General features: G+C 35.1%; 13 protein-coding genes. 4 read left to right on the top strand and 9 right to left on the bottom strand.

Annotation, left to right across the window (positions count from 1 at the left end):
- Positions 1 to 333 precede the first annotated feature (333 nt).
- The 3 genes from QP953_RS10340 to QP953_RS10330 all read left to right on the top strand — a co-directional run bounded on the left by QP953_RS10340 (position 334) and on the right by QP953_RS10330 (position 5,129).
- Positions 334 to 903: a hypothetical protein gene (locus QP953_RS10340; protein ID WP_052598647.1), complete on the top strand. Its 570-nt coding sequence runs from the start codon at positions 334 to 336 to the stop codon at positions 901 to 903.
- Positions 904 to 1,068: 165 nt separating this feature from the next.
- On the top strand, positions 1,069 to 2,409 hold the full coding sequence (locus tag QP953_RS10335) for a 1-acyl-sn-glycerol-3-phosphate acyltransferase (RefSeq protein WP_309554923.1): 1,341 nt from the start codon (positions 1,069 to 1,071) through the stop codon (positions 2,407 to 2,409).
- 194 nt (positions 2,410 to 2,603) lie between these two features.
- On the top strand, positions 2,604 to 5,129 hold the full coding sequence (locus QP953_RS10330; RefSeq protein ID WP_081909610.1) for a DUF5686 and carboxypeptidase-like regulatory domain-containing protein: 2,526 nt from the start codon (positions 2,604 to 2,606) through the stop codon (positions 5,127 to 5,129).
- A gap of 45 nt (positions 5,130 to 5,174) precedes the next feature.
- Here the strand turns inward: QP953_RS10330 and QP953_RS10325 are convergent, their stop codons facing one another.
- Entirely contained in the window at positions 5,175 to 6,221 is a 1,047-nt protein-coding gene (locus tag QP953_RS10325; protein ID WP_309554921.1) for an MBL fold metallo-hydrolase, read from the bottom strand.
- 31 nt (positions 6,222 to 6,252) lie between these two features.
- Here QP953_RS10325 and QP953_RS10320 point away from each other — a divergent pair, with 31 nt between their 5' ends.
- Entirely contained in the window at positions 6,253 to 6,456 is a 204-nt protein-coding gene (locus tag QP953_RS10320; protein ID WP_309554920.1) for a hypothetical protein, read from the top strand.
- Between the two features lie 205 nt (positions 6,457 to 6,661).
- Here QP953_RS10320 and QP953_RS10315 read toward each other — a convergent pair whose 3' ends face one another.
- From QP953_RS10315 to QP953_RS10280, 8 genes are all read right to left on the bottom strand, one after another.
- Positions 6,662 to 7,204 carry an HAD family hydrolase gene (locus QP953_RS10315; protein ID WP_052598642.1) on the bottom strand — a complete coding sequence of 181 codons (543 nt, stop codon included), beginning with the start codon at positions 7,202 to 7,204 and terminating at the stop codon, positions 6,662 to 6,664.
- Between the two features lie 90 nt (positions 7,205 to 7,294).
- Positions 7,295 to 7,534 (bottom strand): Fe-S cluster assembly protein IscX, encoded by a 240-nt coding sequence (gene iscX, locus QP953_RS10310; protein ID WP_052598641.1) that lies wholly within the window; start codon positions 7,532 to 7,534, stop codon positions 7,295 to 7,297.
- 107 nt (positions 7,535 to 7,641) lie between these two features.
- Positions 7,642 to 7,986, bottom strand: a complete 345-nt coding sequence (locus tag QP953_RS10305) for a 2Fe-2S iron-sulfur cluster-binding protein (protein ID WP_309554919.1) — start codon at positions 7,984 to 7,986, stop codon at positions 7,642 to 7,644.
- A 784-nt stretch (positions 7,987 to 8,770) separates the two neighbouring features.
- Positions 8,771 to 9,421 carry a hypothetical protein gene (locus QP953_RS10300; RefSeq protein ID WP_052598639.1) on the bottom strand — a complete coding sequence of 217 codons (651 nt, stop codon included), beginning with the start codon at positions 9,419 to 9,421 and terminating at the stop codon, positions 8,771 to 8,773.
- A gap of 64 nt (positions 9,422 to 9,485) precedes the next feature.
- A complete protein-coding gene (locus QP953_RS10295; RefSeq protein WP_052598638.1) occupies positions 9,486 to 9,929 on the bottom strand; it encodes a DUF2141 domain-containing protein in 444 nt (147 codons plus the stop codon).
- Between the two features lie 248 nt (positions 9,930 to 10,177).
- Entirely contained in the window at positions 10,178 to 12,094 is a 1,917-nt protein-coding gene (locus QP953_RS10290) for a DUF4974 domain-containing protein (protein ID WP_309554918.1), read from the bottom strand.
- A complete protein-coding gene (locus QP953_RS10285) occupies positions 12,057 to 13,061 on the bottom strand; it encodes a FecR domain-containing protein (RefSeq protein ID WP_309554916.1) in 1,005 nt (334 codons plus the stop codon). Before QP953_RS10285 ends, QP953_RS10290 begins: the two co-directional genes overlap by 38 nt.
- A gap of 184 nt (positions 13,062 to 13,245) precedes the next feature.
- Positions 13,246 to 13,818 (bottom strand): RNA polymerase sigma-70 factor, encoded by a 573-nt coding sequence (locus QP953_RS10280; RefSeq protein ID WP_309554914.1) that lies wholly within the window; start codon positions 13,816 to 13,818, stop codon positions 13,246 to 13,248.
- Positions 13,819 to 13,934: the final 116 nt, after the last annotated feature.

The raw sequence follows: 13,934 nt of genomic DNA, 5'->3' as shown, positions 1-13,934 counted from the left end.
AAGCATTCATTATCAATAAATTTATCACTATACAATGTTACTTTTTCTTAGCACACCGACAGTCAACGCAATAACCGTTGAATGCAAAGGGCTTTAAAACTAAAAAATAAGCAGGCTATTAATTTCAAATACTAACATTATTATCTGTACCTTTGCGATCCTTAAAATTCGAGATAACTTCCAGTTTGCGAAGTGCTTGGGTTTATCTTTTTTCCTTTTTATAGAAAATCAAATTTCAGATAATAAACAAATGTTGTTTGAAGGTAACATTTTTAATGTTTTTTACATAGAACAACATTCCTTAGTCTAAATTAAAACCACAAAAACAATATTATGAAAAAATTTGCAAATGTATTTCTATTAGGTCTAGCTATTGTTGTAATGGCTGTATCTTGTGGTCCTAACACAGATGATAAAAAAGATCTAAAAATTAAAAACCCAACTCAAGTAAGAGCTGGTGGAGAAGTAAAAGCAGAAGTAGCTACTATGGATGTAAATTTTGGTGGTCAAATTATTTCCATCAAAATGGATGATATCATCAACATCTCTGAAAAAATGAGCGCAGAAGATCAAGATGCAATGGACATTATGAATGTCAATCAAAAATTGATGGGAGCAGAAAAAGAAGCTCAATTATTAGATGTCAATTTTACAATGTCTGACGAACCAATTGAAAATGGCATGTTCATTTTTGGTATTGAAACAGATGATGCTAAAGAACTTATCTTAGAAATGCGTGATGAGGAAGGTTTCTCTTTGGTAGCTAATAATGCCTTCAAAATCAACGAAGGACAAAACTACAAAGCACTTAACGTTTCTTCTTTAGATAAAGGAACTTACAACTTCCGTATCAAAGATGACGCTGGACGTGAATTGAATCGTGCCATTCAAATTGTAGAATAATATACTTAAAATAACTTGGTTATTTTCAAAACGCTTTCTCTTTTGAGAAAGCGTTTTTTTTTGTTAAAAGGTTGTTAAGGTGTTGGCATTTGTAATAAATTGAATGATTATTGAATCAATTATTTATAAACTAAACAAATGTTCAATTTATAAAAATTAACTTTTATGCTTTATCAACTACTTAGATTCCCGTTGGTTATTCTTTTTTTTGTTTTTTATAAGAGAATTTACATCACAGGAAAAGCAGCATTGCCCTCTCAAGCCCCCACAATTATTGCCAGCAACCATTCTACCGCCTTTATAGAGCAAATTTTGGTCGCAGGATTACAGAAACGTTCTGTATTTTTTTGGGCAAGAGGTTCTGTTTTTGAGGAAAAATGGAGTTTTCCAAAGTTATTTCGCCAAGTTCATTTAATACCTATTTGGCGTCCACAAGAAGGTCTCAAAAAGATGCAACAGAACCAACAAATTTTCAAAGACTCTAAAGAGATACTTTTAAAAGGCAACTTATTCTTTATTGCCCCTGAGGGCAACTCTGTTCCTGAAAAACGCCTGCGTCCTTTTAAAACGGGAACAGCTAGGTTAGCTCTATTAGCAGCAGCAGAGCATGATTTTGAAAGAGAGGTTTTCATCAGCCCTACTGGCGTGAACTATACCTATCATTGTGATTTCAGGAGTGAAGTAATGCTTCATTTTGGCACTCCTATCCCTCTAAAAAATTATCAAACCTTATATCATAAAAGTCCTTCTCTTGCAGCTCAACAGTTGACCAAAGATTTAAAGGCAGCCATTGCCCAAGAGGTAATCATTATTGATTCTAAAGAAGACGAGGCTTTGGCTGAGCAGTTGCTTATTCTAATGCGCAACGAAAAACAACATTATCATGATTCTTTTTATAATACCCATCCTCACCGATTGCGACTAGAGCAAAGTGTTGCTACCACTTGTAACCAATTGTCTAAATCTCAAAAAATAGAACTGAGCCAACAAGCCAATCATTATTTTGTACAACTCAAACAACTCCAACTAACCGACCAAGCTGTGCAACAAAAAGGGCAATTCTCTTGGTCGAATTTTTTAAGGAGTGTCCTATTAGCTCCTCTTGCTTTACTGGGGTGGATAGGTGGATTTCTTCCTGTTACTAGTGCCCGGTATTTGCGCAATCAGAATGTTGAAGATCCTCAATTCTGGGCAGCAATGGCTATGATATTTAGCTTACTTACTTGGTTGGTATATAGCCTATTTATTGCTTTTTTGGGTGCTTTTTTCTTCGATTGGAAAGCTATTTTGATTCCACCACTTTTGGTCGTATTACAATATATTTCTTTTTTACACCAAGAGTACCTAAGTGAATTTCTTAATAACAGAACCTATCGCCAATTATTACAACAACAACCTCAACAAATACAATCTTTGCAAACCGAAAGAAAAGCCTTAGCTGTCGCTACCGAGTATCTTATTTTATCAAATCTCTCAACCTCATCTCAAGACCAAAAAAACCTTTAAAAACAAATTAATTTTCAAAAGTTCTAAACAAATAGTTTTCAATGCTGTATTAATTCTAAGGTTTAAATTTGAATTACCGCCTCAACCGTTTATTCATTCATTCCTTAGTATAATAGTTCGTTGGTTATTGTTTAGTATAAATACTAGAATAACAAATAGTTGAGCCACACAGTCCTTGAAAATTATTTTAATTTATGAATCTTCAAAAAAGACACTTCTTTTGCTTTTACTTCATCTTAAGCAGCCTTCTCCAAACAGTATTGGGGCAAGATCTAATCCCTAATACAAAGGTTTCTGGTGTTGTTAAAGATGCAGAGACAGGGGAAGTTTTACCATTTGTAGATGTATTTTTTGTTGGAACTGACATTGGAAGCACCTCTGACATAAATGGCTACTTTGTCCTAACCACCAAGGAACCTGTCGATAGCATTGGCTTTTCTTATTTGGGATACCAACGCAAACATTTGCGCATCACGACCAATACAACACAAGAAATTAATGTTCAGCTTTCTGAATCTAGTTTAAATCTAGTCACAGCTACTGTTACAGCAAAACGAGGCAAATCCAAGAAAGATACCGCAGCCATTGCATTGTGGCGCAATGTTGTAGCTAATAGAAGTACCAATAGTATAGATAATGCAACCAGTTATCAATACAAGGACTACATCCAAACTGGCTTTGATTGGTACAATCCTGATCCTAACATTGTCAAACTAAAATTCTTACAAAAGCCCTTTAGTGTTATCAATGATTATATCCGAACAGAGGATACGGGAGAGCCTTTTTTGCCTGTCTTGATGAAAGAAACGATTAAAGAGGTTAAGTATCAAAAAGAACCAAAGGACAAGAAAGTAAAAATTATCGCCGATCGTTTTTCTGGGATTGACAACGAATCTCTCTCCGATTTCATTGGAAATGAGTTGGATGAAATAGACCCGTACAAAGACATGATTATCTTAACAGGAAAGTCTTTTGTAAGTCCTTTTGCTGCTACTGCAAATATTAATTATAATTTCTTTATTACCGATAGTGTAGAACGTAATGGTGATCAATATTACTTGCTAACATTTGTTGGAAAACGCCAGCAGGATTATACGTTTTTAGGAGGTGCATGGATTCACAAGCCAACCTCTGCTATAGAGTCCATTGATCTTGAAATCTCGCCCTACATTGCCCTTAACTTTATTCAAAAATTAAATGCGGTTCAATACTACACACCAACGGAGCAAGGTGTTTGGGTAAAAACAACTGAAAACTTAACAGCTACCGTAGCCATTGATTTTTTTGATTTTGGTAGAAAAAAAGCTAAAAAACGCAAAAATCAAATGAGGATTCGCAAAAAACTATCTCGACACGAAGTGGCTATCAATCCTGTATTTGAAGCAGATGCTTTTCAAGTTGAAGACGTACAGTTTGCCGAACAATCAGCCGAGTTAAGCGACGAAACATGGGACTCCATTCGCCCCATTCCCCTAGATAGCATGAGTTTGGGAGTTTACGAAATGATTGATTCCATACAGCGCACTCGCTTTTACAAAACAATGGATGCCATTGTCTATACAATGATAACCTCTTACATCAAAGTTGGTCCTATTGAATTTGGAGAATATCCTGAGTTTGTAAGTTGGAATGAAATAGAGGGCGTTCGGTTCAAAATGGGTTTAAGAACAACCAAATCCCTTAGTGATAAAATCCAAGTACACGGTTATGCTGCCTATGGTTTGAGAGATAAAGAGTGGAAATATGGTTCTGGTTTCAATGTACATCTCCCTTCCAAAAATAGAAAATGGAATATGCTCTCAGCAAATTATCAGTATGATTTTCAGATGATGGGGCAACGTAAGATTTCTATGCAGCACGATAATATTATGAATTCTTTGTCTCGGGCTACTCCTATGGATCGCTTGATGAAAATTCGAGAAGCAGAGCTTAGTTATGAACGAGATTGGTTCATGGGTTTCTACAGCAAAATAGATTATCGCTGGCGGCGTTTTTACTCTACTCAAGGAGGCTTTCAATTTACTCAAAATAATGGCGAATTTCCTGTTGCTTCTTTTACTACTTCTGAGTTTAAAGTGAAACTGCACTGGGGACATCAAGAACGTTTTTGGACGGATAATGCTGGCTTTCGCAGAGAGCCTTTGGGTACTCCTTTTCCTATTCTTGAATTAGAATATACCGCTGGTGTAGAAGGAATTTTTGAAAGTGATTATAATTATCACAAACTAGATTTCAGCATCAAACAACGCTTGAGTTCACTAATTGGTTATACCAAATATCAATTGCAAGCCAGCAAAATATTCGGGGAAGCTCCCTACCCTGTTATGACCGTACACTTAGGGAATGAATCAATTATGGGCAACCGATTTGCTTATGCGATGATGAATGAATTTGAGTTTGTTAGCGATGCCTATGCTTCTATTTGGATTACCCACCATTTTGATGGGTGGATTTTTAACAGCATTCCTTTGATCAAAAAACTAAAACTGCGGTCTATTTTTATTTTTAAAGGCTTGTATGGCGTCATGTCTAGTGATAACAACAATCCTTATGATATTCCGCAAGGAATCTCTGCACCTAACTATTATGCAGAAATTGGTTTTGGTATTGAGAATATTTTAAAAATACTTCGAGTAGATTTTATGTGGCGTTTAACACAACTGGATGCACCTGAGGTGCGTCCTTTTGGTGTCAATATTAGCATTGTTCCCAAATTCTAAAGCATGGGTTTGTAGTAGTTTGTTGAAATTGGGGAACAAACAATATCATTTATTTTCCCACCAAGCTTTGGTAGGATATGTTGCTGTTGCTTTTCCCAACACAATTTGCTCTCCTATCATTGGTGTCGTTGCAGGAATATCAAACTCTTTCGCCTTTGCTAAAAAACGCTCTACGGGTGACGTCCAACTGTGCATGGCCAGTGTAAATGCTCCCCAATGAATTGGCATAATTAATTTCGCATTAACATCCTCTGCAACACGAACTGATTGCTCTGGAAACAAATGATTTTGGCGCCAATAACGGCTGTATTGACCACATTCTATTAGTGCAAAGTCAAACGGTCCATACTCAGCTCCTATTTGCTTAAAATGTGGTCCATATCCACCATCTCCACTCAAATAAATATTATCCAAACTTCCTTTTATAACCCATCCTCCCCACAGCGATTCAAAACGATCATTCAAACTACGACCAGAGTAATGGTGCGAAGGTGTCAAAGTGAATGAAATGCTATCTAAGGTTGCTGTCTCATGCCAATTTAATTCTTCAATTTTGGAAACAGGTACATCCCATGTTCTAAAATGAATGTTCATTCCCAAAGGCATATAAAACTTCTTTACTTTATCCTTTAATTTGAGAATAGAGGGATAGTCCAAATGATCATAATGATCGTGTGTCATTAATACAGCGTCAATCGTTGGTAATTCTTCTATCGTTAGTGGCAATCCTTTGCTGTAACGTTTATCGCCAATAAAAGATACAGGCGACGGTACATCTCCAAACATAGGATCAATTAAAATATTTTTGCCATCGATTTCCAACAACAAGGTGGAATGCCCAAACCAAGTTACTCGAGTGTGTTTTGGTTTTTGTTCCAAAGATTTTGGGTCTATTTTGACGTAAGGAATATCAAAATTTGGTCGTCGTGTTGACTTGGGATGCAACGAATCATCTATAAAATCTGGTGCTTCTGTTACCATAAACTGTGGCATCAGATTTGTAAATTTTCCTTTCTTATGATTCGGATATTGACTATATTTTTGTTTTTGTTCTTTTGTTGGCTTTCCTCCAAATACTTTCGCAAATTTCACAAAGATCATTAGTATTATAATTAAAACAACTATGAGAATTAGTAAAGAAAGCAATATGGTTCCTAGTATTTTGAGCATAATATGTTGGTTGTGTAATCAGGAATTGTTTCCTTCCTCAAATAAGTTGGATTTGAATACAATTTATATTGCTAAGAACAAAGATATTTCCCAAAAGGTTTTGCCAAATGGAAGTACTTTTATTTTTAAGTTGGTAGGCACCAAAGAAGAGGTTTGATAACTTTCTTGTCATCAAGTTGCTACAAAAGGAAGGTAGTATTTTTCAATCGGCGGAACGAAATAAGAAGGAGCGTCCAAATTCTTAACAATTGGACACCCAAAATAGAACCCATTGGCATTTCATCTTAAAAAGATTCTATATAAACCATTGGCAAAAAAAACATACTAACCTGACTTTTAACAAAGTACCAAGGAAGCCTTCGTTAAAATTCGCTGGGTTTGTCTTTCGTCAAATTGACCACATCGGTTTCAATCCATTTGCCCTGTACTTTTAATATTTTCTCAATCAAATCCCTAACACAGCCTTCCCCTCCTTTGAAAGGAGAAATATATTGGCAAATTTCTCGAATTTCAGGAGCAGCATTCGCAGGGCAGGTAGGCAAATGGACTAGACGAAGCGGTTCGTAATCTGGCAAATCATCCCCCATATAAACGGTAGAAGACAAATCCAAGCCATAAATTTCTATCAACTCATCCATCGCTTCTAATTTGTCTTGCATGCCACTATAAATTTCTTGGACACCCAAGTTTTGCAAACGCTTGATAACCCCTTCTGATTTTCCTCCCGTAATGATAATAAGGCGGTATCCCTTACTAATGGCATACTTAATCGCATAGCCATCTCGTACGTTCATTTTACGCATTAGTACACCATCCTCAAAAATATAGACAGAACTATCCGTCAGCACACCATCCACATCTAAAATAATGGTGTCAATATCATGTAATTTATCTAAGAAAGACATTAAGAGATCAATATTAACAACTCGCGTACAACAAGTTACACACGAATCCTGATAAAGTTAAAAATTACCAATCGTTTGCAAATAGTTTGGCTATTGATTGTCACGCCACTCATAAACCCATTTTGCTTGGATTTGCTCTAAGTGATTTTCGTTGCAATCTTCTCTTTTACCTTCAAAGTTGGGCAGTGATAAAATCCATTCCAACAAATCTGTGAAACGAATACGATAAATTTTGGATTCTGTAAATTCATCTCCAAATTTCTCATACAATCCCATTGCAATGTCTTCATGATCTGACCAGTGAATGGGCAAGTTTAATTCAAAACTCATTTTAAATTTTTTATAGTGTTTTATCATAATAGTCCGACACTATCTTTCAAGTGCGGTCAAACCTCTTATTAGAGCATTGGCACGCTCATTTCTTCCTATCCAACTAATTAATGTTCGTGTCCAATAATTCTAGATTGATCAGGCACCAATACCTCTATAACCACATCGTCATCGTCTTCCAAAAGGTTGCATTGACAAGATAAACGAGATTCGATACGAGGATCTAAAGCACGATCAATAAAATCTTCTTCTTTGTCAGAAATCTCTGTCAGAAAATCCTCTCCTTTCTCAATATAAACGTGGCAAGTGCTACAAGCACAAACCATTCCGCAGTTACTGTTAATGTGCATCCCATTATCTTCTGCCAAATCCAATATATTATCCCCAACCATTCCTTTCACTTCTTGTGTTGGGATATTCTTATCTTCAAATTTAAATCTTACTATTGCCATTTTGTATGTATATGCTCAATTGAAGAGCTAGTTTAACGTCCATTATTAGGATAAGCGTAACCATGCTCCAAAAATAATATTCTTTGTAGAACCAATTGGCATCCGACCATCTTCTCCAAAGAACCATTTAAAGCTTTATTTTATTCATAAAACTCATTTAAGGCTGCAAAGCTACTACATTATTATTTAAGTTGTTTAAAAATAAGCCAATATTCTAAAGCGTACTTGTTTTTAGTCACCTCTTATTTTTAAATATTCTTATTATTAATGCCATACAAGCCAAATTGTTCGCAGAAATACAAAAAAAAAGCTGCTACTTCAAAAGTAGCAACTCTATATAGCTCCTGACAAGTGTGCAAACTGTTTTTATTTAAAACTCAAGGTTAGGTTCTTGGGGTATTAATGAAATGTATAGGGTACATTTTTATTACCTTCCGAAACCGACCCAGTGTCGGGAGGTCTCTTTTAGATTTTTGGTAGTGATATTCATATCGACAAATGTACAATTAAAATTTAATTCTAGGTTAAAAAAGGCAGTCTTTGAATACTTTTTTTTGAACTTTAATAATTCTATAACATTTCTTTAGTTTTTGCATCCAACTTGAATCGTACTTTTTTAGTTTAAAAGTGCGTTTTTTCAAACAAAAACAAAGTAAAACTAATTATCAGTCTAAAAATTTTATAGACAAAACACCTATTTTTTTCTACTAAAAAAAGCGTTAACACATTAATTTTTTTGCCATAAAAGATAGCTTTAAATCATTTTTTTTGAGCATTTTGAGATTTATTTTTTTGCAAAAGGTTGCCTTCTTATTTCTTCTTTCCATCTTCTAAATTTATAATCTCTAATATCTTCCAAAATATTATAAATTGTCCTTGCCCAATAGTTCCGAAAACCAAACCCTCCTGCTTCTCCCGATGTTTGAGCGGAGAACAGAACCTCTTTAGTTGCTACATCAAAAATAACGATATATACATAGGCTCGTTCTCGAAACTGATTAAAACTGTGAATGACAAACGAAACGCCATATTGGCTTTTCATTGTTTGGGTATTGTATTGGTTGACAATGCCCTGTAATTTTTTTTCAGAAAAAGATTGTGGCGAGGCATTGGTAAGTAGCGTTTCTGATTTTGTCTGTTGATTCAAATGATCGACAACATCAAAATTATAGCTTAGGTTTTGTTTCATAAATGCTCTCTTAACATCATATTTTCTGGCTTCTTTAATCAACAAGTCATTCCAAGCTTTAAAATACTTTACCTTAATTTCTTGGGGAGCATTTTTGGTGTTTAACCCCACCATTTTTGCCTCCGAAAAGTCCAATCCAATAAATTCCACCTCGGCATCAACAGAAGTGAAAAATTCTCTTGCGTCTTGAGCATGACAAAATAAAGTTGTCCATAATAAGCATAAGCCAGTCGCTAAGCATCTCATATTGTTATTTTTTAACCAATCAACTGGCTGATAAATTCTTCTCAACCAATCTCCTTACTACCTTTTATTTGAGTAAGGCAATTTCTATTTCCAAATCTTTTTTTACTTCGATGACGGTACTTTTAAAAGAAGGCGCACTTAGGATGGGTCGAATGTTATTAGAAAAACCATAACGTTCTGTTGGAATACCAAATACGTTTTTGTCACAAATACCATTCGAATTATTATCATGATACAAAGCCACAGCATAGTTTCCTTTTGGAAGTTGTACCGTATGCCTTAAAATACTGTTGTTAACATCCAATACAATCTTTTTATAAACACGTTCTGGTGTTAAAAAGCCATTTTCATTATTATATACAGCAATTCTAATTTGTCCAGCATTTTGCTGAAATCCTGTTACTTGAATCGTAAAGTTGACATCCTGCCCTACTTGCGCCATACCAACTCCCGTTATTAATAGCAACAATAGTGTTATGTAGATGTCTATTTTTGTTCTCCTTCCCATATTTTATATATTTTATAATTCATAATTCCCTACCAAGTCCTTATTTTCTTTTAATAAGTCCCTTTAGGGCATAGCTTTCCCATTAGCAGATTTTAAAAAATCTACTTTAACATTACTTTACAACAAGTTTTAGTAGTGTCTTAGGATCAATGAACAGATGTAATTATGCTACAAAATATACCTACTGGTTAACAAGATATTTCTAAGTCACAATAGTTATGCACTGCTACTATTACGATGGAATATACTTAGAATCTTAATCCAGCAGTAAGACCTATCCATAATTTAAGATTGGTTCCTTTTTGGTTCGTTTGGTCAAACAAAGTGTAAGGCATGATATTAGAGCCATATCGTTGTGTTTCTTCATTGTATAAACCAGAGACTAATGCATTAAAAACAGGTCCTACAAAAAAGCTAACTCGATCTCGAACTCGAACATCTAAGGTTGTTTTAAACTGATTGAGTAAATTGAGTTCTTTCGTCCATAAGTCGTTCTCATTGACATGAGAAGTAAGTAATTCAAAATTAAGATGTAGCGTTTTGTTTAAATTAAGTTTGGTACCAACACCTACGCCAGCCGTCCAAGTAAAAACATTATCAGCACTCACTCGCCATCCTATTTGTAAAATATGATAATAACGTTCGAAGCCAAATTTTGCTCCTAAGTTAACATACATCGCATCCGTACCAAATACTTCTATTCGGTTGTATCCGTTCTTATTGACAATATTAATGAGTCCAATAGGAGCTCCTTTAATACTATCTGCTATATTGATTAAGCCAAGCATCAAACCTTGAGCTTTTTTGGCATGGTTAATTAATCCAATTTGGAAACCTTCCAGTTCTTTGGTGGTATTAATAACCCCCATTTGCACCCCTTTAACATTTTTTCCGATATTCAAACCTCCTAATTGCGCCCCATCAACCGATTGAGCAGAATTAAAAAAGCCACCTATTTGAAATTGTGCTTTGGCACTAATGTTAAACAAACCTGCAAACTGAACAGCACTTTTCCCTCCCCATGCAATGTTGCCAAAGCCAGCAATTTGCGACCCGTACAATTTACCATTCGCAAAGTTGAACAAACCTGAAACTTGGAAACCATATACATCGGTTGCGATATTACTCAATCCTCCAAACTGCATACCATACAAATCTCTAGCTATATTACCTAAAATACTGACTTGAGATCCATATATATTTCCTCCCAAATTCCACAACCCTGCAAATTGAAGCCCGACAATATCGCCTTTAACAACATTTAGAATAGCGGAAGCTTGCGCTCCATACAAATGCCCTTCTGCATTGTTAAAAAAGCCTCCGATTTGCAAACCGTGTACGTGACGCTTAATACTATTTCCAACTAGACCAAATTCAAATCCATTCACACCACCATTAATGCCCCAAATCAAATTAAATGAGAAAACATTAAATCGGCTTCGATGTCTATTGCTAGACAAAAAAGGCAATACAGAAAATTGCCCAAAGGAAGTTTTTGTGTTTCGGTATTTACCTGGGTCTACATGGTTAGGCTCTTCTTTTTGTAGCGTATCTCGATAATAAACCCCATTTATCTCCTCTGTATTAATTGCCTGAATAGGATCGGTAGGAATAGGGCTTCTACGAAGCTCTTCTTCCTCTAAGGATAAATCTTTGTTTCCAATGATTTCAGAATGAATATCAAAATCAAACAGCGTTCCCCTTTCTAGAGTTTCTTTATCCCGTTCTTCTCGTATCGCTTCTCTTCTTTTTTTACGTTTCTTGCGTTCGTTTCTTTTTTTATTTTTATTCGAGCCAGGTTTGAGTACCAATTGAGAACCAATAGTTCTGTATATGATATTATTATCCTCAAATAACTGTTCTAAGGTTTTTTCTAGGCTTTTACCTTCGCTGTGAAACGATATTTTTTCATTGAGTGCTAAATGGTCATTTCCATACGAAAAATGTACCTGATAATCAGCACTAATTTGCGCCAAAATTTCTTTTAAAGAAACTTTTGAAAAATGCACATTAACCCTCTGTGCATCAGAGGGTTTCTGTGCATACAATCCCAAAAAAGATAACAGTAAAACTACTGTTACTATATTTTTCTTATTAATCATGTGAATGCTTGTTTCTCGTAAAATTTTATTCACATCCTTGACCAATAAGGATATATTTCTCATCTACTTTCTTGATTTCCAAATCAGTTGGAAACGTAAAAGCTATGGTATTAAATACTTCTCCTAGTTTTGGTTCTTTGAAGGTTCCTGTATAATGACAATTTAATATCTTAGGATCTCCCTCAATTTTTACTTCAAAATAACGTTCCAACGTTTTAATCACACTCCCCAATTCCGTATTATCAAAAACTAGTTCTTGTGTTTTCCAAGCCACGGAATTATTGGTTGGTTCAACCGTTTTCACCATTTTTTTAACTGCTGCATCATAAACAACCGTTTCATTTGGCAGTAACAGAACCGACTCTTTGTTTCCTTCTTGAACGCTTTCTACAGCAACTTTTCCTGTCACGACAGCTACCTCCACTGGAGTTTGGTCATAAGCACGTATATTAAACGACGTACCCAACACTTTAGTTTTTGTAGTGCTTGTATTAATTTCAAACGACTGACCGTTCTTTTTTGTCACATCAAAAAATGCCTCTCCTTTTAAATCAACTGTTCGAACCTTAAAATCTTTAGCATAAGCCAAAGAAGAATTTTCATTCAACAACACCAACGATCCATCGGGCAGAATTAATTCTTTTTGCTCTTGCTCTCCTGTTTCTACAATTTCCAAAACAGTTTCCACACTTACCGCATTCCGAGAAGCAATCCAAAATACAGACGTTGCTACCAAACCAGCGATTACCGCAGCTTTCCAATAAGAAGCCAAACTTCGCCATATAGTAGGTTGAGGTGTTTTAACTTCTAATTTTGCTTCCAATTTATCCCAAGCACGATTGGTATCGACTGGCAAATCTTCTGCATAATTTTTAGATAAATTCCAAACTTCTAGCGTTTCCTCTACAAATGCTTTTTGTGCATCATTCTCATTTGCCCATTGCTCTAACTGCTCCTTCTCTTCTAAAGAGGCGCTTTTTGTTAGTACTTTACTAAGGAGTGTAAGATATTTGTTATTGTTAGAGTCCATATTTTCTGCTTTCTATTAATGATGATGCTATTTTCAGCCCTCCCCCCTACATCAAAATATTTTTTTTAGAAAAAAAATACTTTTTTATAGTTTTATCTAATGTAGTGGGAAGTCAAATGTGCTGGTAAGGATGCCAAAGAGTAAAAAGAAGTGTAAAATGCGTAACGTAAGGTTGAGGCAATTGCTAAAAATACCACATACAAAAAATTAAAAAACTACTTAAATAGCTTTTTAAGGCTTTTCGTAACGTTTTTAAAGCTTTTGAAATTTGATTTTCGACAGTTTTAGGAGAAATGTCTAATTTTTGGCTAATTTCTTTGTAAGACAATTCCTCAAAGCGACTTAACATAAATACCGCTTTGCACCTTGGCGGTAAGGTTTCGATTGCCCTATTAACTTCTGCCTGCAACTCGTTATCAAGATAAGTATCTTCACCACTAATTGTTAGAGGGCTGTGATAATCCGCCACTTCCTCTATGGTGTATTTTTTATTTTTACGTAAATACCCCAATGCCTCGTTTACTGCCATTCTGCGAATATAAGCACCCAATGCTCCTTGAATATCAATCCTATCCCGCTTTTCCCATAATCGCATAAATACATCTTGAGCCAAATCTTCTGCTATTCCCTGGTCAGATACAATCCGAAATATGGCACGATATACAACAGGATAATGCTCTTGAAATATTTCTTTCAAAGCAGTCTTATCATTCTCTTTTAAACGTCGTAATAAGTCGTTATTATTCTCTTGTGTCATTTAGTGAATTAGGTACTTACAAGACTAACTGTAATAAACTATAAAGCTTCAAAGTTACGTAATTTTATACAGCAAAAAAAGCCTATAGACTTTTTATATAATCACCCATTAATTAT

Source organism: Aureispira sp. CCB-E (genome assembly GCF_031326345.1).
Lineage (GTDB): Bacteria > Bacteroidota > Bacteroidia > Chitinophagales > Saprospiraceae > Aureispira.
This window is presented reverse-complemented; position numbering and strand designations above follow the sequence as displayed.